Origin of the sequence: Mycetocola tolaasinivorans (assembly GCF_003667565.1) — a bacterium.
Lineage (GTDB): Bacteria > Actinomycetota > Actinomycetes > Actinomycetales > Microbacteriaceae > Mycetocola > Mycetocola tolaasinivorans.
Genome location: NZ_RCUX01000005.1, coordinates 1 through 19602, shown reverse-complemented (window position 1 = coordinate 19602; position 19602 = coordinate 1). Strand labels below are relative to the sequence as shown.

Annotated in this window: 17 protein-coding genes and 1 rRNA gene; 7 read left to right on the top strand and 11 right to left on the bottom strand. The window is 68.6% G+C overall.

Annotated elements, in window-relative coordinates; genetic code table 11:
• Window positions 1–137 precede the first annotated feature (137 nt).
• Genes D9V32_RS07070 through D9V32_RS07045 form a run of 6 tightly spaced genes read right to left on the bottom strand, consistent with a single transcriptional unit; the run spans window position 138 to window position 5312 of the window.
• Entirely contained in the window at window positions 138–1058 is a 921-nt protein-coding gene (locus D9V32_RS07070; RefSeq protein ID WP_245982154.1) for a MurR/RpiR family transcriptional regulator, read from the bottom strand.
• Entirely contained in the window at window positions 1045–1899 is an 855-nt protein-coding gene (gene phnE / locus D9V32_RS07065; RefSeq protein WP_121648204.1) for a phosphonate ABC transporter, permease protein PhnE, read from the bottom strand. The genes D9V32_RS07070 and phnE (D9V32_RS07065) overlap by 14 nt, the downstream gene beginning before the upstream one ends.
• On the bottom strand, window positions 1896–2699 hold the full coding sequence (phnE, locus tag D9V32_RS07060) for a phosphonate ABC transporter, permease protein PhnE (protein WP_121648203.1): 804 nt from the start codon (window positions 2697–2699) through the stop codon (window positions 1896–1898). Before phnE (D9V32_RS07060) ends, phnE (D9V32_RS07065) begins: the two co-directional genes overlap by 4 nt.
• The gene (phnC, locus tag D9V32_RS07055) at window positions 2696–3565 is read right to left on the bottom strand and encodes a phosphonate ABC transporter ATP-binding protein (RefSeq protein WP_121648437.1); all 870 of its coding nucleotides are present in this window, start codon (window positions 3563–3565) and stop codon (window positions 2696–2698) included. The genes phnE (D9V32_RS07060) and phnC overlap by 4 nt, the downstream gene beginning before the upstream one ends.
• Window positions 3566–3573: 8 nt before the next feature.
• Window positions 3574–4551: a phosphate/phosphite/phosphonate ABC transporter substrate-binding protein gene (gene phnD / locus D9V32_RS07050; protein ID WP_121648202.1), complete on the bottom strand. Its 978-nt coding sequence runs from the start codon at window positions 4549–4551 to the stop codon at window positions 3574–3576.
• A gap of 56 nt (window positions 4552–4607) precedes the next feature.
• A complete protein-coding gene (locus tag D9V32_RS07045; RefSeq protein ID WP_183086217.1) occupies window positions 4608–5312 on the bottom strand; it encodes an HAD family hydrolase in 705 nt (234 codons plus the stop codon).
• A 142-nt stretch (window positions 5313–5454) separates the two neighbouring features.
• On the opposite strand from D9V32_RS07045, the gene D9V32_RS07040 reads away from it, so the two are divergent.
• Window positions 5455–6273, top strand: coding sequence for an amino acid deaminase (locus D9V32_RS07040; protein WP_121648200.1), 819 nt, complete (start codon window positions 5455–5457; stop codon window positions 6271–6273).
• A gap of 105 nt (window positions 6274–6378) precedes the next feature.
• Here D9V32_RS07040 and D9V32_RS07035 read toward each other — a convergent pair whose 3' ends face one another.
• On the bottom strand, window positions 6379–8205 hold the full coding sequence (locus D9V32_RS07035; protein ID WP_121648199.1) for a phosphoenolpyruvate carboxykinase (GTP): 1827 nt from the start codon (window positions 8203–8205) through the stop codon (window positions 6379–6381).
• A 128-nt stretch (window positions 8206–8333) separates the two neighbouring features.
• On the opposite strand from D9V32_RS07035, the gene D9V32_RS07030 reads away from it, so the two are divergent.
• Together D9V32_RS07030 and D9V32_RS07025 are read left to right on the top strand one after the other, a co-directional pair.
• Window positions 8334–9773, top strand: coding sequence for a helix-turn-helix transcriptional regulator (locus D9V32_RS07030; protein ID WP_121648198.1), 1440 nt, complete (start codon window positions 8334–8336; stop codon window positions 9771–9773).
• Between the two features lie 7 nt (window positions 9774–9780).
• The gene (locus D9V32_RS07025) at window positions 9781–10566 is read left to right on the top strand and encodes an alpha/beta fold hydrolase (protein WP_121648197.1); all 786 of its coding nucleotides are present in this window, start codon (window positions 9781–9783) and stop codon (window positions 10564–10566) included.
• Between the two features lie 56 nt (window positions 10567–10622).
• Here D9V32_RS07025 and D9V32_RS07020 read toward each other — a convergent pair whose 3' ends face one another.
• The 3 genes from D9V32_RS07020 to D9V32_RS07010 are packed head-to-tail and all read right to left on the bottom strand — an operon-like array spanning window position 10623 to window position 13427.
• The gene (locus tag D9V32_RS07020; RefSeq protein ID WP_121648196.1) at window positions 10623–11399 is read right to left on the bottom strand and encodes an ATP-binding cassette domain-containing protein; all 777 of its coding nucleotides are present in this window, start codon (window positions 11397–11399) and stop codon (window positions 10623–10625) included.
• Complete coding sequence (locus D9V32_RS07015) at window positions 11396–12436, bottom strand: ABC transporter permease (RefSeq protein ID WP_245982151.1); 1041 nt, start codon at window positions 12434–12436, stop codon at window positions 11396–11398. The genes D9V32_RS07020 and D9V32_RS07015 overlap by 4 nt, the downstream gene beginning before the upstream one ends.
• Window position 12437: 1 nt before the next feature.
• Complete coding sequence (locus D9V32_RS07010) at window positions 12438–13427, bottom strand: substrate-binding domain-containing protein (protein WP_183086216.1); 990 nt, start codon at window positions 13425–13427, stop codon at window positions 12438–12440.
• Window positions 13428–13670: 243 nt separating this feature from the next.
• On the opposite strand from D9V32_RS07010, the gene D9V32_RS07005 reads away from it, so the two are divergent.
• Genes D9V32_RS07005 through D9V32_RS06990 form a run of 4 tightly spaced genes read left to right on the top strand, consistent with a single transcriptional unit; the run spans window position 13671 to window position 19003 of the window.
• A complete protein-coding gene (locus D9V32_RS07005; protein ID WP_147440418.1) occupies window positions 13671–14354 on the top strand; it encodes a hypothetical protein in 684 nt (227 codons plus the stop codon).
• Window positions 14351–15406 (top strand): AAA family ATPase, encoded by a 1056-nt coding sequence (locus D9V32_RS07000; RefSeq protein ID WP_121648194.1) that lies wholly within the window; start codon window positions 14351–14353, stop codon window positions 15404–15406. The genes D9V32_RS07005 and D9V32_RS07000 overlap by 4 nt, the downstream gene beginning before the upstream one ends.
• 1 nt (window position 15407) lies before the next feature.
• Complete coding sequence (locus tag D9V32_RS06995; protein WP_183086215.1) at window positions 15408–16670, top strand: DUF58 domain-containing protein; 1263 nt, start codon at window positions 15408–15410, stop codon at window positions 16668–16670.
• Window positions 16667–19003, top strand: a complete 2337-nt coding sequence (locus D9V32_RS06990) for a transglutaminase TgpA family protein (protein WP_121648192.1) — start codon at window positions 16667–16669, stop codon at window positions 19001–19003. Before D9V32_RS06995 ends, D9V32_RS06990 begins: the two co-directional genes overlap by 4 nt.
• Before the next feature lie 478 nt (window positions 19004–19481).
• Here D9V32_RS06990 and rrf read toward each other — a convergent pair.
• A 5S ribosomal RNA gene (gene rrf, locus D9V32_RS06985) occupies window positions 19482–19598 on the bottom strand.
• Between the last annotated feature and the right edge of the window lie 4 nt (window positions 19599–19602).

Below are 19602 nucleotides of genomic sequence, written 5' to 3'. Positions count from 1 at the left end.
TGCCCCGGCCGGGTCCTCCAGCCGGGGCACAGTGCTGTCCGGGAACGAACGACGCCCCGCACCGCTGGAGGACGGTACGGGGCATCGAGCACCCGGTCGGCTCGTTTCCGATGCGAGCCGGGGGTGAGTGGGCGAGCCTAGCGGCCCGCCTCATCGCCGAGGTTTTCGGCGAGAACGTCGAGCACGCGCGAACGTGCCCGCTCACCGGCCACGCCGAGGCGCGTGCCGATGGTCTCCACCAGCGCCTCGAGGAACACCACGTGCGGCACCCTCGAGGTGTGCTCCAGCTCCTGCCGGAAACTCGCCGCGGGTGCCAGCAGCAGGGTGATCGCCGCCAGGCGGGTCAGCGGGGTGTTGCGGAAGGAGGTGACCGCGATCACCCGCGCACCCGCCTCATTGGCCTGAGCGGCCGCGCGGAGGCTCGCCTCGTTCGCGCCGCTGCCCGAGATCACCAGGCAGACATCCTCCGCCCGCAGGCCACGCGCGGCGATCTGCTGGCCGATCGGATCGGCGAGGGTTTCGGCCGGGCGGCCGGCGGCGGTCAGACGCATCGCCAGGTCCATCGCCAGCGGGCCAGACAGGCCGCTCGCCACCACGAGCACGCGGCCGGCCGCGACGATGGAGTCTACCGCCGAATCCACTTCGGGTTCGCTCAGCACGCTCGCGATCTGCGGCAGCACCTGGGCCAGCGCCACGATCTCCGCACGAATACGGCCGAGCGCGCCCGCGCCCGGATCCGCATCCTCCGCGCGCTGGGCGAGTTCCCCAGCCAGGGCGAGTTCCCCCGCCAGAGCCACGCGCAGCTGCGGATAGCCGCGATACCCGAGGCTCTGGCACATCCGCACCACCGTCGAGCGGGCCACACCGGCGCGGTCGGCGAGCTCCTGAGCGGTCAGTTCCACGACGCTCTCCGGGTCGGCCGCGATGATCTCGGCGGCCCGGCGTTCACTGCGCTGCATCCCCGGCAGGGCGGTGGCGATACGTACGGTGGGCATCGCGGTGGGGATCGCCGTGAGGGTCTCCCCGGTGGCCACAATATCGATGCTAGGCGAGGTCACGGACCCGGCTCCCCTCGGTAATCCGGCGACGAATCGCGCCGGAGGTCAGGTCAATGGCAACGGTCACGATAATGACCACGATCAGCAGCGCACCCACGGTGGGCCACTCCCGGTACTGGGTGTACGAGGTGAGCATATCGCCAATTCCGCCCACACCGATCAGACCCAACACGGCACTCGCGCGCACGTTGATCTCAAACCGGTACAGCCAGAAGGACACAAACTCCGGCGAGGCCTGCGGCCAAATACCCCAGCGCACCGTCTGCCAGCGACTTCCGCCGGCGGCATGCACGGCCTCGATCGGGCCCGGGTGCACACCCTCGATGGCCTCATAGCCCCACTTGCCCAGGGTGCCGATGCCGTTGACCGCGAGCGCCAGGGCGCCGGTCAGCGGGGTCAGCCCCGTCACCGAGAGGATCACGATCGCGATCACGATCTCGGGCACGGCGCGGATCAGCGAGAACAGGCCGCGCAGCACAAACCGCACCGGGGCTGGGCCGATGCCGCGGGCGGCGAGGAAGCTCAGCGGGAACGAGATCACGATGCCGAGCAGGCAGCCCACCCACGCCATCTCAACGCTGCGCCAGGTCTGCCACAGCGCCTCGGGAACCTTATCCCAGGCCGGGTTGGAGAACATCAGCCACAGATAGCGGGCGATGTCTGCGGGCAGGTTGACGGTGCGTGCCCAGTCGACCTTCACCGACCAGAACACCAGGATCACCGCCACCGTGATCGCCACCGTAATCACCACCCGCCAGGGGTTGCGCGGCTTCGCCGGGGGCGTGACCGGGCGCGCGGGCGCTGTCCGGGATGTCCGCGGGGCGGTGTTCAGGGCTGTCATTTCACACGCTTTCGAATCACGGCGCTCGCCCAGTCGATCAGCACCACAACCACGAGAATCTCGAGGATGATCAGCGACAGCTGGTCGTAACGATAGAAGGTACGCACGGCGTCGATAAGGAGGCCGAGGCCGCCCGCACCCACGAGGCCGAGGACGGTGGAGGCCCGCACGTTGAGCTCAAACGCGTAGAGCGCCTGGTTGATGAACGGCGGCCAGATATCCGGCAGCAGCGCCGCCCGGTTGATCTGGGTCTGGGTGGCACCGGCCGCACGCGCGGCCTCCCCCGGGCCCGGATCCCCGGACTCGATTGCCTCGGACACCAGCTTGACCACGATGCCCACGTTGAACAGCACCAGCGCGATGATACCCGGCAGGGCACCCACCCCGACCATGGCCACCAGAACCGCCGCATAGAGGAGGTCCGGCACGGCGCGCACGATGTTGAGCAGCGTGCGCACGATGCCGCGGGTCACCGGGTTGGGGTTGGTCAGCCGGGCCGCCCACATGCTGAGCGGCACCGACACGATTGCCCCGATCACCGAGGCGATGATCGCCATCTGGATGGTCTCCCAGAGCGGCGCGATGGTCCGCGGGAAGAACGACCAGTCCGGCACCAGCAGCTGACCGATCTTCTCAGTGCCGTTGCGCCAGTTGCGCAGAATCGCATCGAGGGAGAAGTCCACGCCGATACCCGGCGCCAGGGTCACCGCGGTAATGGCCGCGATGATCCCGATGGCGAGCCAGATCTTCCAGCGCCCGCCGGGCTTCGCCGGGAGACCAGGATACTCCGCTGCACTCACACCGGCTCCCCGGGGAGCGAGACGGGCGATGCAGTCGATGCAGAGGACGCTGCGCCACCCAGGAGGTCCTGATCGCCGATCGGACGGCCATAGATGCGCTCAAAGTCGGCATCGGTGGCGCTCGCGGCCGGGCCGTCATAGACGATCTCTCCGGCGCGCAGCCCGATCAGGCGGTTACCGTATCCCCGGGCAAGGTCGAGCAGGTGCAGGTTGACCAGCACGGTGATGCCCAGCTCGCGATTGATGCGGCGCAGGTCGCCCATCACCGCGTGCGCGGTGGGCGGGTCGAGGCTCGCGACGGGCTCATCGGCCAGCACGATACCGGGCTCCTGGGCCAGGGCGCGGGCGATGGCCACGCGCTGCTGCTGGCCACCGGAGAGATGCGCCGCTCGGTGATATACCCGTTCGAGCATACCCACGCGATCCAGAGCCTCATAGGCCAACTGACGGTCGCGCGGCCGGTAGGCACCCACGAGGGTGCGCGCCACCGAGGTGTGGGCGAGACGACCCACCAGCACGTTGTTGAGCACCGTGGTGCGTCCGGCGAGGTTGAACCCCTGGAAGATCATGCCGATCTGTCCGCGCAGGCGGCGCAGTTCGCGTCCGCGGGCGAGGTCCATGCGGTGGTCGCCCACCTCCAGCGTGCCCGAGCTGAGCGACACCAGGCCGTTGATGGTGCGGATCAGGCTGGACTTGCCGGATCCGGAGAGACCAACGATGGAGACCATCTCGCCGGCCTCGATGTCGAGGGAAATCTTGTTGAGGCCCACCACTCCGTTGGGGTAGCGAACCGTGGCATCGCGCAACCGGATGGACCAGGGGGCGGGGGCCGCAGCAGCGGCCCCCGCCGGGGTTTCCGGGGAAATCCGGGTCACTACTGGAGTCCGAGGCTCTTTGCGGCGCGGGCCACAACATCGAGGGACTTGGGGTCTGCCGGGGCGAGCTTGGTGATCGAGTAGATGCTCTGCAGCACCTTCGAACCGGCCTCGGTGTTCGAGTAGTCCTCGAGGGCCTTGGCAATCTTGTCCTGCAGCTTCGGCGAGAGGTCCTTGCTCAGGGTCACACCGTCGTTGGGGATCTCGGTGCTCAGGGCGAAGACCACAACCTTCTGGCCGACGTCCGGGGTGTCCTTCTTCACGATGTCACGGGCGTCCCAGAACGAGAAGCCCACCTCGGCGTCACCGTTGTAGACGGCGAGCACGGAGGCGTCGTTGGCGGTGACGGGGAGCTTGTCGATGTCGGTGTCGATGTTCAGGCCCGCCTCCTTCAGCGCGAGCATCGGGTAGATGTACCCGGCCGGGGAGCCCGGGCCGAGCACCGAAACCTTGGCACCCTTGATCTTCTTGATCGAGTCAAGACCGGCCGGGCCCTTCAGTGCGTCGGCACCGTTGCAGAACAGCTTGCCGTCGCGCTCAACGGGCTTGTCGTCGCAGTACTTGTCCGGGTTGTTGGTCATGAACTGCGCGGGGTAGCTGATGTTGCCGTTGCGCTCGGTCTGCAGCACGGTGCGGGCACCGTACTTGTCGCTGGCCTGCCACAGCTGCAGCGAGGGCAGGAAACCGATCTGTGCCTGGCCGGCGCCCATGGCCTCAACGGCGGCCTGGTAGTCCTTCGACACAACGCCGTGCACGGTGATGCCGAGCTCCTTGGTGAGGAAGTCGGTTAGCGGGGCCGCGGTGTCGACGAGGCCGGACTGGTCCTGCGAGGGCACCAGGGCGAGGGTCAGCTCGGTGGGGTCTTTGATGGCCTCGGGCGAGGCGGAGGAGCCGGTGCCGGCGGTGGCCGAACAACCGGTCAGGACGATTGCCGCGGCACCGATCAGTGCCAGGGCGCTCAGGGACTTCTTCAGCATGGTTATGCCTTCCAGGTGGGGTGGTGAGGGGTGGGTGGTGCGGAGTGGGGTGAGGTTTAGGGGGCCGGGACGACCTGGCCGCGAGCCCAGGCCAGCAGCTCGGGATACAGCGTTTCGAGGCGCTCGGCCGCGAGATCCGGGGTGGCACCGGCGGGAATTCGGGTGCCCACCAGGGCCGTGTGGTGGCCGCGCTCGCGGATCGGGGCGAGGTCGTTCTCCCAGATGTCGCCGATCGAGAGCACCGGGCCGCGGGTGGCGTCGGCCGCGAAACGCTCGGGCAGCGGCGCCGCACGCAGGTCGTCGAGGATCGCGGGGAACCCGGCGGGCTTACCGGCCTGCGTGATCACACGGTCAAACAGCGGGGCCAGGCCGAGCACCCGCAGCACGCGGTCGATACCCGCGGCGGGAGCGTTGGTGACCAGCACAATCTCGGCGTGCGCGCGAGCCTGCTCGAGGAACTCGCGCAGGCCGCGGGGAGCGAGGATGGGGGCCTCGGCACCGCCGAGAACGCTGCGCGAGTGCAGGTAGGCGGCCGAGAGCTCCTGCTCGGTGACACCGAGCAGGCGGGCGGCGCGGGCAACCCGGTCGTAGCCGTCCAGCGCCTCGGCGTCGGAGTGCTCATCCAGAACCCGGGTCAAAAAGTCGGTGCGCTGCTCGGCCGGAATACCGGCAACCGCGGCGAGCGCGTAGGCTCGTACCGGGCCGGCTCCGAGGGCAACGGTGCCGTCAAAGTCAAAAATCAGTGTGGGGGTGGGGGTCACAGTTCTCCTCGTGGACGATGCGTCCAGACTAAGAAGTCAATATGGACGAAATGACCACGAGCGGGTGAACGGGTCGTGAACGTGTGACGGCCGATCGGCGTGAGCGTGCGGACACGCCACATGCTCCACCTAGCATGAGTTCATGAAGCACTTCTTCGGCACCGCGGCGTCTCGCACCTGGGCACTCGCGCCGTCCCCGATCGACGGATCCGGTTCGCCCGCATCCGCGACGGCCCCGCACACCCACCCCGTGGAGTCGGCCGCCCTGCACGCTCACCTGCAGGATCTCTCGCTGCACCTCACCGCCCTCGCCGAGTCCACCCCGCTGAGCCTCGCCGCTGAGCTCTTCCGGATGGAACCCTGGCTCGCCGACGCCCTCGACAGCGACCGCGATGCGGGCGTCTTTGCCCACTGGGGCCACTCGACCGCGGTGGACGAAAACGTGGGCCTGGCCGTGCTGGCAAGCCCGGTGCTCAACGCCCTCGCGCTGCGTGCGGGCCTGCCCGCCAGCGCCCCCGCCTCAAACGCGGGCCTCCTCCACGTGTACGGCTACCTCTACGCGCCGGTAATGACCCCGTACGGCACCAAGCGCGAGCGCTGGATCGACGCCGAGCTCGCCGACGCCCTCGGCGTTCCGCCCACCCACTTCCGGCCGGCAGACGGCGCGAGCACCCCGCTCGCCCGCCTCACCGAGATCCTGCTGCCGCTGTTTTCCGGTGGGCCGCGGCGCGGGGATCTGCTACGTCTGCGCGAACAGATCACCCCCACGCTCGCGGCCCACACCCTGCTGTACCGTGCCCGGCCAGGATCCGCGACCCCGGCGGCACTCGCCTACGCACTCGAGGATGCCCACGGGCTCCGCCTGATCACCGCGTTCCCGTATGCGGGCTCGGCCGGCGAGCTCTGCACCGTGCACGTCTCAGCCCCGCCGCGGCTGCGCTACAACGCGCTGGCGGCCTAGCGCTCGATATGGCATAACGCACGGTACGACCAGCCGCCCCACTTCCGGGTACGGCCCACCCGCGGGGGCGTACCCCGCGGGCTACCACCCGCAAGATGACCACGATCATCCGAACGCCCGCGCGATCCTGATGCGTGCCTCGGCAAGCTGAGCTGACAGCTCGACCGGGAGCCGCCCGCCCACGCCGCCAAAGAACTCAGCCTCGCGCTCCACCTCGTAGCGCCACTCGACCGGATCAACCGTGAGCAGCTGGCTGAGCCGTTCGGCAGAGACACCCTCGGCGGCAATATCAGACGCGAGCGGGACGGCACCGATCGCGGTCTCATTCGCCTCGGCCTCCCCCGCGATGCGCCCGGCGATCCAGGCGAGCACCCGGGCGTTCTCGGTGAATCCGGGCCAGAGGAAACCGCGCTCGGTATCGCGGCGGAACCAGTTCACCCGGTACATCCGCGGGGCGAGTTCGGCGTCGAGCCCTCGCCCAATGCTCAGCCAGTGTGCCCAGTGATCGGCCACGTGGTAGCCACAGAAGGGCAGCATCGCGAAGGGATCCCGGCGCACCACACCGGTGGCCCCCTCGGCGGCGGCCGTGGTCTCGCTCGCGATCGTGGCCCCGAGGTAGACGCCGTGTTCCCAGCCGCGCGCCTCCGTCACGAGCGGCACGGTATCCGCGCGTCGCCCACCGAACAGGATGGCGTCCACCGGCACCGCCTCGCCGATGTCCTCGGCCGCGGTAGGGCAGCGTTCAGCCGCCACGGTGAAGCGCGCGTTGGGGTGTGCGGCCGGTGTGCCCGCGTCGGCATCCCAGGCGTTACCACGCCAGTCGGTCAGCCCCGCGGGCGGGGTATCGGTCAGCCCCTCCCACCACACGTCTCCCTCGGCGGTGAGGGCCACGTTGGTGAAGATGGTGTGCGAGGCGAGCATCTCGATCGCGGCCCGGTTGGTCTTCGCGCTCGTGCCCGGGGCCACCCCGAAGAACCCGGCCTCGGGGTTGATCGCCCACAGGCGGCCGTCGGCCCCCGGCCGCAGCCAGGCGATATCGTCGCCGAGGGTTTCGACGCGCCAGCCGGGGAGGTCCGGGCGCAGCATCGCGAGATTGGTCTTGCCGCACGCCGAGGGGAAGGCCCCCGCGATGTGGAATGCGCGACCCTCCGGGGAGATCAGCCGCATCAGCAGCATGTGTTCGGCGAGCCACCCCTCATCGCGCCCCTGCACGCTCGCAATCCGCAGCGCAAAGCACTTCTTCGCGAGCAGCGCATTGCCGCCGTAGCCGGAACCAAACGACCAGATCTCGCGGGTCTCGGGAAACTGCACGATGTACTTATCCGGGTTGCAGGGCCACGCAACATCCTCGTCTCCGGGCAGCAGCGGTGCCCCCACCGAGTGAATCGCGCGCACCCAGTCGGCACCCCCGGCGATCTCGGCGATCACCGCGGCACCGGTGCGGGTCATGATCTCCATGGACAGCACCGCGTAGCCCGAATCGGTCAGCTGCACCCCCACCCGTGACAGCGGCCCACCCACCGGTCCCATGCTGAACGGCACCACGTAGAGGGTGCGTCCGCGCATGCAGCCGGCAAACCGCGCGCTCAGCTCCGCGCGCATCCCGGCCGGTTCACGCCAGTTGTTGGTCGGTCCGGCATCCGCGGGGCTCTCGCTGCAGATGAACGTACGCGACTCCACCCGGGCGACGTCGTCCGGGGTGCTGCGCGCGAGAAACGATTCGGGACGCAGCTCCGGGTTCAGTCGGATCAGCTTCCCCTCGGCCACGAGCTCATCCTGGAGGGTGCTCACCTCGGCGGGAGTGCCGGTCCACCAGACCACGCGGTCGGGGCGGGTGTGTGCGGCGATCGCGGCCACCCACTCGGCGAGCGCGTCCGGTACGCCTGCTGCGGCGGACAGTTTCTCCTCGTGTCGCTGGTCGAGCATCGTCATCTTCGGGCCCCTTCGTCCGTGTGCCACGGCGTGAAATTTCGCCGCTACACCCATCCTGAGACCGAAAATAGAAGATATCTCCTGCAACATCTGGTTAAGAACCTCGAAAGTTTCCGTATGATAAAACGATGACCGGTATCTCCGCTGACCTCGCGACCCTCGGCCGCCGCATCCGTCACTTCCGCACCGCACGCGGGCTCACCCTCGACCAGCTCGGCGAGAGCGTCGGTCTCGCGGGCAGCCAGCTCTCGCTGATCGAGAATGGCAAGCGCGAACCCAAGCTCTCAGCCCTGCAACAGATCGCGACGACCCTCGACGTCAATCTCGCCGATCTCCTCACCTCCGAGGCCCCCTCGCCGCGGGCGGCGCTCGAAATCGAGCTCGAACGCTCGCAGAAGCTCGGCGTCTTTACCGAGCTGGGGCTACCGCCGATTCGTGTCACGCGCGGCATGGGCGATGATGCCCTCGCCTCGATCGTGGGGCTGCACCACGAGCTGCAGCGCCGCGCGACCGAGGCGGTGGCCACCCCGGAGGAGGCGCGGCGGGCAAACACAGAGCTGCGCGAGAAAATGCGCGGGGTGGATAACTTCCTTCCGGAAATCGAGAAGATCGCGGAGGAGCGCGTGCGCGCGAGCGGCCACACCACCGGGGCCATCACCCACCGCACGGTGTCGATCATGGCCGAGCAGCTGGGCCTCAAGCTCATCTACGTCAACGACCTGCCGCACTCGGCCCGCTCGGTCACCGACCTCGAAAACGGCCGCATCTACCTGCCCCCGGCCTCGATCCCCGGTGGCCACGGCCTGCGCTCGATGGCGCTGCAAGCCATGGCCCACCGCCTCCTCGGCCACACCCGCCCCACGAGCTACGCGCAGTTCCTGCTACAGCGGATGGAGATCAACTACTTCGCGGCGGCCTGCCTCATGCCGCAGACCGCGGCGGTGTCGTTCCTTCAGGCGGCGAAGCGGGATCGCAACCTCGCCGTGGAGGACTTCCGGGACGCCTTCGGCGTGACCCACGAGGCCGCCGGGATCCGCCTCACCAACCTGATGACCTCCCAGCTGGAAATGCCGCTGCACTTCCTCCGGGTGGATGAGCAGGGTGCGGTGGCAAAGGTGTTTGCAAACGACGGCCTCCCGCTGCCCTCGGACATCACCGGTGCAGTGGAGGGGCAGATCGTCTGCCGCCACTTCGCCGCCCGCGCCGCCTTCGAACGCAACAACCGCACCACCGAGTTCTACCAGTACACCGACACCCCCGCCGGCACGTTCTGGTGCGCCACCCAGACCGGTTCGACCGATGCCGGCGAGTTCTCGATCTCGGTGGGCGTGCCATTCAACCAGTCGAAGTACTTCCGCGGGCGCGAAACCGCGATCCGAGCCACGAGCACCTGCCCGGATGCCGCGTGCTGCCGCCGCCCGGCCAAGGCGCTGGTGAGCCGCTGGCAGGAGAAGTCCTGGCCGAGCGCGCGCCTGCACGCCCACATCCTCTCGCCGCTGCCGAGCGGCACGTTCCCCGGGGTGGACGATACCGAGGTGTACGAGTTCCTCGAGCGGCACTCGGGCTAGGCACGGTATGATCATCCCCGCCGAACCGACCGTTCCCACCGAGTTTGTCACCGCCCCGGATGGGCTGCGGCTCGCCAGCTACCGCTATGGCGAGCCCTCCGCTCCCACGGTGCTCGCCGTGCACGGCTTTGCCTCGCACGCGTTCCTCAACTGGGAGCTCAGCGGCTGGACGCGAGAGCTCACCCGGGCCGGATTCGCCGTGCTCGCATTCGACCTCCGTGGGCACGGCGCCTCCGACGCCCCGACCGATCCGGCGCGCTACTCGCTCGCGCTCTTTGCCGAGGATGCCCGCGCGGTCCTCGCCCACCACGGTGTCTCCCGCGCCCACTATCTCGGATACTCGATGGGTGCCCGCACGGGCTGGCGGCTCGGCCGCGAAAGCCCGGAACTCCTGATCGATCTCGTGCTCGGCGGGATGCCCGAGGGCGATCCGCTCGACACCTTCGACGCGGCCGCCGCCCACGCCTATCGCGACCACGGCACCCCGATCGCTGACCCGCTGACCGCCGGCTACGTACGAATGGCCGAGGGCGTGCCGGGAAACCGGCTGGACGCCCTGATCGCCGTGGTCGAGGGGGTGCGCGGCGGGGAACACGCGGCGCTCGGTGCCGCCCCCACACCGCCGATGCTGCTCGCCACCGGCGAGCGCGACGCGGTGGCCCCGGGCAGCCGAGCCCTCGCGGCGGACGCCGGCGCGGAGTTCGTCGAGATCCCCGGCCGCGGTCACCTCAACGCCGTGGGGGCCCGCGCGTTCAAGGACGCCGCGGTGGCGTTCCTGACGCGGCAGCGCTAGCCCCGGCTCGGTCACCACTGGCCCGGCTCGACCCCACGGCCCGGCTCGCCCCGGCGCTAGTCTCGGTCCAGCTCCTCGAGCAGTTCATCCAGCTCATCGCCGCCGGCCATCAGGGCGGTGATGCGCTCGATCGAGGCCTCCGCCCGGGGGAAGCTGCCAATGGTGCGGCCGCGCCCCAGCACGAGGAAGCGGTCGGCCACGGGCATCGCGTGCCGCGGGTTGTGGGTGATGAAGATCACGCCGAGGCCGCGCTCGCGTGCGCGCCGAATGTGGCGCAGCACGATCGCCGACTGCTTCACGCCGAGGGCCGCGGTGGGCTCATCCAGCATCAGGATGCGCGCCCCGAAGTACACCGCTCGGGCGATCGCGACGCTCTGCCGTTCGCCGCCGGAGAGCGTCCCGATGGGCTGATCCACGTCGCGCAGATCGATACCCATTCCGGCGAGCTCACGCCGGGTAATCTCGCGCATGCGGGCGATGTCCAGCCGGCGCAGCGGACCCCGGCCACGGGTGAGCTCCTGGCCGAGGAAGAAGTTGCGCCAGATCGGCATGAGCGGCACCACCGCGAGGTCCTGATAGACGGTCGCGATGCCGCGTTCCAGGGCATGCCGGGGAGAGGTCAGCCGTACGGTTTCGCCGTCGATCGCCAGCTCGCCCGAGGTCGGCGCGTGGTTGCCGGAGATGATGCCGATCAGCGTCGACTTCCCGGCGCCGTTATCGCCGAGCACGCAGGTTACCTCTCCCGCGCGCACCGCGAGGTCCACGCCCGCGAGGGAGATCACGTTGCCGTGGGTCTTGCCCACGCCGGTGAGGCTCAGAATCGGGGCGCTCATCGGGCCCTCCCCCGCGCCGCGCGGCGCTGCAGATAGACGTTGAACACGGTCGCGGCGAGCAGCATCGCGCCGAGGAAGAACTTGAGCCAGTCCGGGCTCCACTCGGCGTAGACGACGCCCTTGAGCGCCATGCCGTAGATGAGCGCGCCGATCGCCGCGCCGATCGCCGAGCCGTAGCCGCCGGTCATCAGGCAGCCGCCCACCACCGCGGCGATGATGTAGAGAAACTCGTTGCCGATGCCCTCGCCCGACTGCACGGTCTTGAACGCGAACAGCTGGTGCATCGCGAGCAGCCAGGCGCAGAAGCCCACGCCGATGTACAGTCCGATCTTGGTGGCGCGCACGGGCACACCCACCGCCCGCGCGGCCTGCGGGGCACCGCCGGATGCGAAGATCCAGTTACCTACGCGGGTGCGACGCAGGATCCAGGTCGCGATAATCACGAGCGCGATCCAGTAGAACACCGTGATCTTGATGTTCACCCCGAATACGGGCACGTCACTGGCGAAGATCGCGCGGCCGAGCTCATATCCCGGTGCCCGTTCGATCGAGGGCGTCGCGACGCCGCCGGTAATCATGCGTGTGACGCCGAGGTTCAACCCGGTCAGCATGAAAAACGACGCGAGCGTCACGATAAAGCTCGAGAGCCGGGTGCGGGTGAGCAGCCACCCGTTGAGCGCCCCCACGGCGAGCGCGCTCACCAGGGACAGGCCCACGCCCCACCAGATGTTTCCGCCGAACCAGTAGGCGATCAGCGCCGCGGTCAGCGCGCTGGTGGTGACGGCCACGCCGGCCGAGAGGTCCACCTCGCCGCCGATCATCAGCAGCGATACCCCCACCGCCATGATCCCCACGGTGGAGGCACCGTAGAGAATCGTCGCGAGCGATGCCGGCTGGGTAAACACCGGCGATACCGACGCGAACACGGCAAAGAGCACGGCCGCGGCGGCGAGCGCACCGATCTCGGGTCGCACAAACAGGCGCTCAAAGAGCCCGCGGGAGTGGATCCGTTCGTCGGTGGGGGTGGCGGTACTCAAATCAGCGGGTACCGTTCTTTGCAAACTTGGCGATGCTCTCGGCGTCTGACTGGGTCAGGATCTGCGGCCCGGTGTATACGGTCTTGCCGCCACCCAGCATGTTGCCGTTGGTCTTGTACAGCCACAGGTTGTCGAGCGCCGAATAGCCCTGGAGGTAGGGCTGCTGATCCACGATGAACTGGATCTTGCCCGCCTTCATGGCGTCCACGGCGTCGGCGTTGAGGTCAAAGGTGGCGAGCTTTGCCGAGCTGCCGGCATCGGCGATGGCGTCGATCGCGGTCATCGCGAACGGGGCACCGAGGGTCACGACGTAGTCGATGTCCGGGGTTGTCTGCAATTTGGAGGTGATCGTCGAGGCGACGTTACTCATGTCCACGCCGTTGACGTAGAGGCGCTCCATGCTGCCGGTGAAGGTCTTTGCGATGCCGTCGCAGCGAGCCTCGTGGCCCACGTTGCCCTGCTCATGGATCACGCACACGATCTTCTTGGCACCGAGCTCGGTGAGCTTGGCACCGGCTGCTTCGCCGGCCACGGTTTCGTTCTGGCCGAAGTGGGCGAGCACGCCGAGCGGCTGCCAGGCGTCCTCGCCGGAGTTAATGGAGACCACCGGGATGCCCGCGGCCACGGCGGCCTTCACCGAGGCGGCCAGGGCGTCGGGCTTGGCCAGGGTCACGATGATACCGTCGACCTTCTGATCCACGGCCTGGTCGACGAGCTGCGCCTGGCGGGCACCATCGGGGTCGGCGGAGTACAGCAGCGCCGCGTGATCCTTCTTCGCGGCGGCCTCGGCCCCCGAACGCACGATGTCCCAGAAGGTGTCGCCGGCACCCGAGTGGGTAATCATGGCGATCTTCAGGGTGGGCCCAGACTCGGTGGTCGGGGCATCGGCACCGCCCACGCCCGCGGGGGCCCCGCAGGCCGCAAGGGTGAGTACGAGACCGGCACCGGCGAGGGCGGTCAGGGCGCGTCGAGTCCAGGGGCGCTGAGTCACTGTGGTGGGTGTCCTTTGATTTTGGGGGCGAAAACACTGTGTGTTCACGCAGGGGAGGCGTTACGATCCTATCGCCGCACGGCACCACGGGCCGCTCCGCTACGCGGCGTTGCACCCGCGAGGCATGTGACGGCCCGCGTGCGGGAGGTGCCCAAACGGTTTCTTCGTTCGGGTGCGTTCGCTAGGATCGGGGCAACCCCAACCAATGTCGCGGAGTCGCGGCGGGAAGCGAGACCCCACTTGGTGGATAGACGTTACGACCCCGCATTCCAGCGCGGGTTCACCGGAACACCCGCCGCGGCGGTGCCCACGAATCAGCAGGATGCCACCGCATCGGTGCCGTCTCGCACCGTCGAACCGCGTGATTCCGCGGATCCGGTGGCCCCGAGCGCGGCACCCGTGCGCGAGCGCATCCGCCCGTCCGCATCACGCCCGCAGGGTGCCACCCCCGGGGTGGCCGGCCCGCCGCTCGTGCCTGCCGCCCTATCTGTGGGCACCGGCTCGGTGCCGGGTACGGCGCTGCCGGTACCACCTCCGCCGCCCCTCGGCCACGCGAGCTCCCCCCAGAGTTGGGGGGTCGAGCCCGTGGCTGCCCCCGTGGCCCCGACCCCCCGCTCGGGTCCGAACCCGTGGATCATCCTGCTCTGGTGCCTGACCGTGGCGCTGCTCGGTGGCGGAATCCTCGGACTGACGTTTGTGATGGATGTGGCCCTCGGGAGGTACTCTAGCCAGTCGTTCGAGGAGAGCGACTATCAGAACCAGATCGCCTACTACCAGGTGCTGTCGGTCGTCACCCCCGCCCTCCTCACGAGCGGCATCCTCGGGCTCATCGGACTCCTCGTCCGCCTCGCCGTCCGCCGCGATGTCCGCGTGGCCTCCGCCGCCCGCTCCGCCTCCGCCACCCCGAACCGAGAGATCGCCGCATGAGTATTCCGCACGCCGCCGAGCAGCCCGCCGCTCAGCCCGCACAGTCTGCCGCACCCGCACCCGCACCCGCGCTCACCGAACGTGACTCCCGCGGTTTCCGTGAGGTCGCCGAGCGCATCCTCGCCAGCGTCGAAACCGTGATCGATGGCAAGCCCGAGGCAGCCCGCCTCGCGCTGATCGCGCTGCTCGCCGAGGGCCACGTCCTCATCGAGGACGTTCCCGGGGTGGGAAAGACCGCCCTGGCTCGCGCCCTGGCTGCGAGCGTGGACTGCACGGTGGGCCGGATCCAGTTCACGCCGGATCTCCTCCCCGCCGATATCACCGGCGTCTCGATTTACGACGCCGCCCACGGCGAGTTCGAGTTCAAGCCGGGCGCGGTGTTTGCCCACATCCTGATCGCCGATGAGATCAACCGGGCCTCGCCGAAGACCCAGTCGGCCCTGCTCGAGGCCATGGCCGAACGCCAGGTCACGAGCGATGGTGAGACCCATCCCCTGCCGCACCCGTTCACCGTCATCGCGACCCAGAACCCGCTCGATATGGAGGGCACCTATGTGCTCCCCGAGGCCCAGCGAGACCGCTTTATGCTGCGCATTTCGATGGGCTATCCGGATGCCGAGGCCGAGATCAAGATGCTGCGCCAGCGCGACACCGGCAACCCACTCGATGGGATGGTTCACGCCGTGACCCGGGCCGAGCTGGTCGAGCTGATTCGCTGGGCGCAGCGCGTTTACGTCTCACCCCTGGTTGAGCAGTACACCGTGGCGCTGATCGGTGCCACCCGCACGCATCCCGACCTGCGCCTGGGCGCGAGCCCCCGAGCAACGCTGCAGCTGATCCGCGCGGCCAAGGCACGAGCGGCCCTCGATGGCCGAGACTTCGTGCTGCCGGATGACATCTCCGAGCTCGTCCTTCCCGTACTGGCGCACCGGGTAATCCCCGCACGACGCAGCGCGGGCGACCACGATGTGCACTCGGGTTCGGGCATCGGTGAGATTCTCGGTTCCATTCTGCGGGAAACCCCGGTTCCGCACTCGGGGCAGGGCGGATAGCGTGCGACGCGCCCTGGGCCGAGTTAGCGCGCTCGCCCGGCGTCCCGCCGTGGGTGTGACCGGTCGAGGCTGGGGTGTTCTGGTCACAGCGGCTGTGTTGCTCGGTGGGGGGATAGCTCTCGGCACCGTGCAGCTCATCGCCGGGGCGGTTCTCCTCGTCCTCGTGCTGATCATCGCCACCGTGGTGGCCGCCTGGCCGCTGGGCACGATCGTCGTGGAGCGAATCCTCCCCACGCGCATCGTCTCACTCGAGGACATCGTTCGCATACGTACACGCATCACCGGCCCCGCGGCCCTTCGGGTTGCCTCCGGCTCCTGGAAGGACGTGACCGGAGAGGGTGTCTCTCCGATTGAGGACTCCGCCTATCTGCCCGCGACCATCGTTCGGCTCCCCGATGGTCGGCGCGAGCTGCACGGCGGCGTAACGGTACGCGCGCTCGCTCGCGGCGTGCACGCGCTCGGGCCACTCGAGGTTACGCTCACGGACCCACTCGGCGTGGTGCGTCGGCGCCACCTCGTTGGGGAGGCGGACTCACTCACCGTTCTGCCCCGTCCGGCCGCACACGTCCCGCTGGGGGGCGTGACCGGGCAGAGCCTCGAGGGCGAGGCCGGCCGTTCCTCCCGCCGTGGTGAGTCGGGGCTGGAGGATCCCATTCCGCGCGCATATCGCCCGGGCGATTCGATCCGCCGGGTAAACTGGCGCGCCAGCGCACGCCATGGGGAGCTAATGGTGCGCCAGGAGGAGGCCAGCCCGTCACCCGCCGTGTTCGTGATTTTGGACACCGAAGCCGCGCACTGGCCGGGACCGGTTCTCGGCCAGGCAGAGCCCCACTTCGAATGGGCCGTGTCACTCGCCGCCACCGCCGTGCTGGATGCCGCAGAGCGCGGATGGCAACCGGTGCTGTGTGAGTCGGGTACCGCGCTCACCTCCCGCGTGACCGAGGCCGGGCGCGCCCTCACCGAACCCGCACTCCTCGCGCTCGCCCGCGTGCAGCCCCAGGCGGGCGCTGCTCCCCTGTCCGCGCTCTTCACCCGGCTGGGATCCCGCGATTCGGTCATTGCCGTCCTGGGCACGATCACACCGAGCGCCGCAGCCGAGCTCGCCGCGCTGGCCACCCGGATCGATTCGGCGACCGCCCTGTGCGTCGATGAGCCCGCGGCCGACGTTCTCGCCATTCTTGAAAACGCCGGCTGGACGTGTCGGCCTGTCCCCCTGCCCGATAGCGTCCCCACCGTCTTTCCCGGGTTGGAGTTTCCCCAATGAGTACACCCGCGCCCACCCCCTGGCACAGATCCGATGCGCTGCGCTGGACGGCAACGCTCGCGCTGTTTGCCACATCACTCGGCGGGTTCACCAGTATCTTCACCGGCAGCCGCTGGATACTGAGTGTTCTCGGGTGCGTGGTCGTCCTGTACGTGGCCATATTTGTGACGCGGGCGCTCACCCGCCGTCTTCCCGTCTTCGTCTCGGGGCTCCTTTCGGGCCTGGCTGGGATTCTGCTCGCCGGGGCAACCCTGATTCTTATGTTTGCCCCGGGGACCGCACTGCTGGGTGTGGTGCCCACTCCGCTGACGTTCACCGCGTTTGGCGATCTCATCGAGACCGGGTCTCAGCAGATGACCACGGGCAGCGCGCCGCTCGAGCCACAGACCGACTTCCTGTTTCTCATCGTGGTCACGGGCTCGCTCATCGCACTCGTGATGGCTGCGCTCGTTCTCGCGGCGGGGCTCCCGATGCTCGCGGTACTCCTCGCGCTCGTGACCTACGCGGCGCCGCTACTGGCGCTCCCGGTGGGGTTCAATCCGCTGACCTTTGCCGCCCTCGCGGTGGCGGTGCTTCTGCTCCTGCTGGTGACGCGCCCGCTGCCGCGTGAGGGCTCAAGCGCGCGGCGCATCCCGCCCATCGCGCTTCCGCTGGGGGCCGCTACCGTGGCGCTCACCCTCGTGGTGACCCCTCCGCTGACCGCGGCGATTGCCCCAAACCCGGTGAGCATTGCCGGGCGCGCAGGCCCATTTCAGACGGGGATCAATCCGCTCATCTCGCTCGGTGAGGATCTGCGTCGCGGGGTTTCCACGGTCGCGATGAACTACATCACCACGGCGGATTCGCCGCCCTATGTGCGCGTCTTTACGATCGATGACCTGGACCGCACGCTGTGGCAGCCCCGCGCATTCCGAGCGGACCCGCGAAACTCCGTCAATTCGTTTCCCGCCCCACCCGGGTTGGGCCCAGACATCGCGGTCACACCCTACGCAACAACCTTCAGCATGGAGAGTCTCTCGACGAGTTGGCTTCCGCTGACCTACCCCGCCACCTCCGTGTCCGGTCTGAACGGGCAGTGGCTCTGGGAGGAGCCCGGACTCAGCGCCTACAGTGCCCAGTCGACCACCCGCGCGCAGCGGTACACCGTGCAGAGCCTGCTCGTAGAGCCCACCGCGCAGCAGTTGCGCGACGCCCCCGCGGGTGCCGATGCCGATGTTGATCCGCGGTATCGCTCGCTACCGGATGATCTCCCCGACAACATCACCACGGTCATGCTCAAGGTTCTTGCCGATGCAAACGCCGAAACGGACTATGACCGCGCGGTGGCACTCGAGCGCTTCTTCCGATCGTCGTTCACGTACTCCGAGTCGGCCCCGGTTCAGAACGGCTTTAACGGAACCGCCGGTGAGGTCATCGGGAGTTTCCTGGATCGTCGCACCGGCTACTGCGTTCACTTTGCCTCGGCGATGACGGTCATGGCACGGATGCTGTACATCCCGGCCCGCATTGCCGTCGGCTACCTCCCCGGCACGATCGATCACCTGACCGATGACGGCGACCGAGTGTACCGGGTAGCTTCGACCGATCTCCACGCCTGGCCCGAGCTCTATTTCGAGGGCATCGGATGGACCGCCTTCGAGCCCACCGCGAGCCGCGGAGCCCCGAGCGCCTTCCGAGAGGTGTCCACAACCTCCCCGACTGACCCGGCAACACCGACCGTTGCCCCGACGACGGCTCCGACGCAGGCCTCCACCAGCGACCCAACCCCGTCTGCAACCCCGAGCGCATCGGCAACGGCGAGTGCTCCCCCGAGTAGTGCTGGCGGTATCGTTGTGTCTCCGCGGGCGGAGTTCTGGACGGTGCTCGGCGTCGTGATGATCCTGATCCTTGTGCTCCTTCTTCCGTTGGCCGCACGTGCTCTCCAGCGCGCGCAGCGACGACGAAGAGGGGCCCGCACCGGGAGGAACGCGGGAGCGGCCTGGGCGGAGGTTCTCGCAACCGCGGTGGACCTGGGGGTACCGGCAGGGCCTGGTGCCTCTCCACGAGCCATAGCGGCCCACCTGACGGGTATCTCCGGCCAGGCCGCCGGCCAGCTCGACGCCCTCGCAGCCGCCGTCGAGGCCGAAAGCTATGCACGCCCCGGAACGGGCGATATCTCTTCCGAACGGGGCCGCGACACGGCCACCCCCGCGGATGCCGCTTCCTCGGGTGGCACGCAGCACTCGTGGCGTGACGCCGAACACATCGTGCGCGAGCTTCGGGCGTCCGTCCCGCTGTCTGCGCGCCTGCGCGCCCTGTTCTTCCCGCGCTCGCTGCGGTGGCCGCGAGAATAGGCCGGGCTGCGCTTACGCTAGCGCAGTAACCAATACACGGTTAAACCAGTCGGGCCCGGAGAGCATCGCTCTCCGGGCCCGATTGGTTCCCCACCGTGGGCATATCTGTGTCTCGCCCACACGTCCTTATGAGCGGGCGTCCAGGCGCGCTTCTGCGCGCGGTATCCCAGACGCTGTAGCAGGGGCATGCACTCGTCCGCGGGAACCGGTGACTCACCGCCACGGGACCGGCAGCGCGTTCTGGGTTGGACGTGTGAGCCCGGTTAAACAGTAAAAGCCTCACCCTCCAGGCAAGACCACAATACACACCACACACACCCCACACACACGCTCTCTGGGCAAGGCACAGCCGCGCCAACCCACCACACACACCCACGCAACACCCCACCCGCCACACACAGGTGCGGGTTAAACAAGAAAAACCCCGACCTCGAAAGGCCAGGGCTTAAACCTGCAACACACAAAGTGTTGTAAAGAAGTCCGGCGGTGACTTACTCTCCCACAGGGTCCCCCCTGCAGTACCATCAGCGCAAAGAGCCTTAGCTTCCGGGTTCGGAATGTAACCGGGCGTTTCCCTCTTGCTATAACCACCGAAACAC

Coding starts and splice junctions, on each gene's coding strand:
- D9V32_RS07030 (WP_121648198.1), top strand. CDS start 8,334: ATGACCGGTATCTCCGCTGACCTCGCGACCCTCGGCCGCCGCATCCGT.
- D9V32_RS07020 (WP_121648196.1), bottom strand. CDS start 11,399: ATGAGCGCCCCGATTCTGAGCCTCACCGGCGTGGGCAAGACCCACGGC.
- D9V32_RS07040 (WP_121648200.1), top strand. CDS start 5,455: ATGAAGCACTTCTTCGGCACCGCGGCGTCTCGCACCTGGGCACTCGCG.
- D9V32_RS06990 (WP_121648192.1), top strand. CDS start 16,667: ATGAGTACACCCGCGCCCACCCCCTGGCACAGATCCGATGCGCTGCGC.
- phnE (WP_121648204.1), bottom strand. CDS start 1,899: ATGACAGCCCTGAACACCGCCCCGCGGACATCCCGGACAGCGCCCGCG.
- D9V32_RS07025 (WP_121648197.1), top strand. CDS start 9,781: ATGATCATCCCCGCCGAACCGACCGTTCCCACCGAGTTTGTCACCGCC.
- phnD (WP_121648202.1), bottom strand. CDS start 4,551: ATGCTGAAGAAGTCCCTGAGCGCCCTGGCACTGATCGGTGCCGCGGCA.
- D9V32_RS07000 (WP_121648194.1), top strand. CDS start 14,351: ATGAGTATTCCGCACGCCGCCGAGCAGCCCGCCGCTCAGCCCGCACAG.
- D9V32_RS07035 (WP_121648199.1), bottom strand. CDS start 8,205: ATGACGATGCTCGACCAGCGACACGAGGAGAAACTGTCCGCCGCAGCA.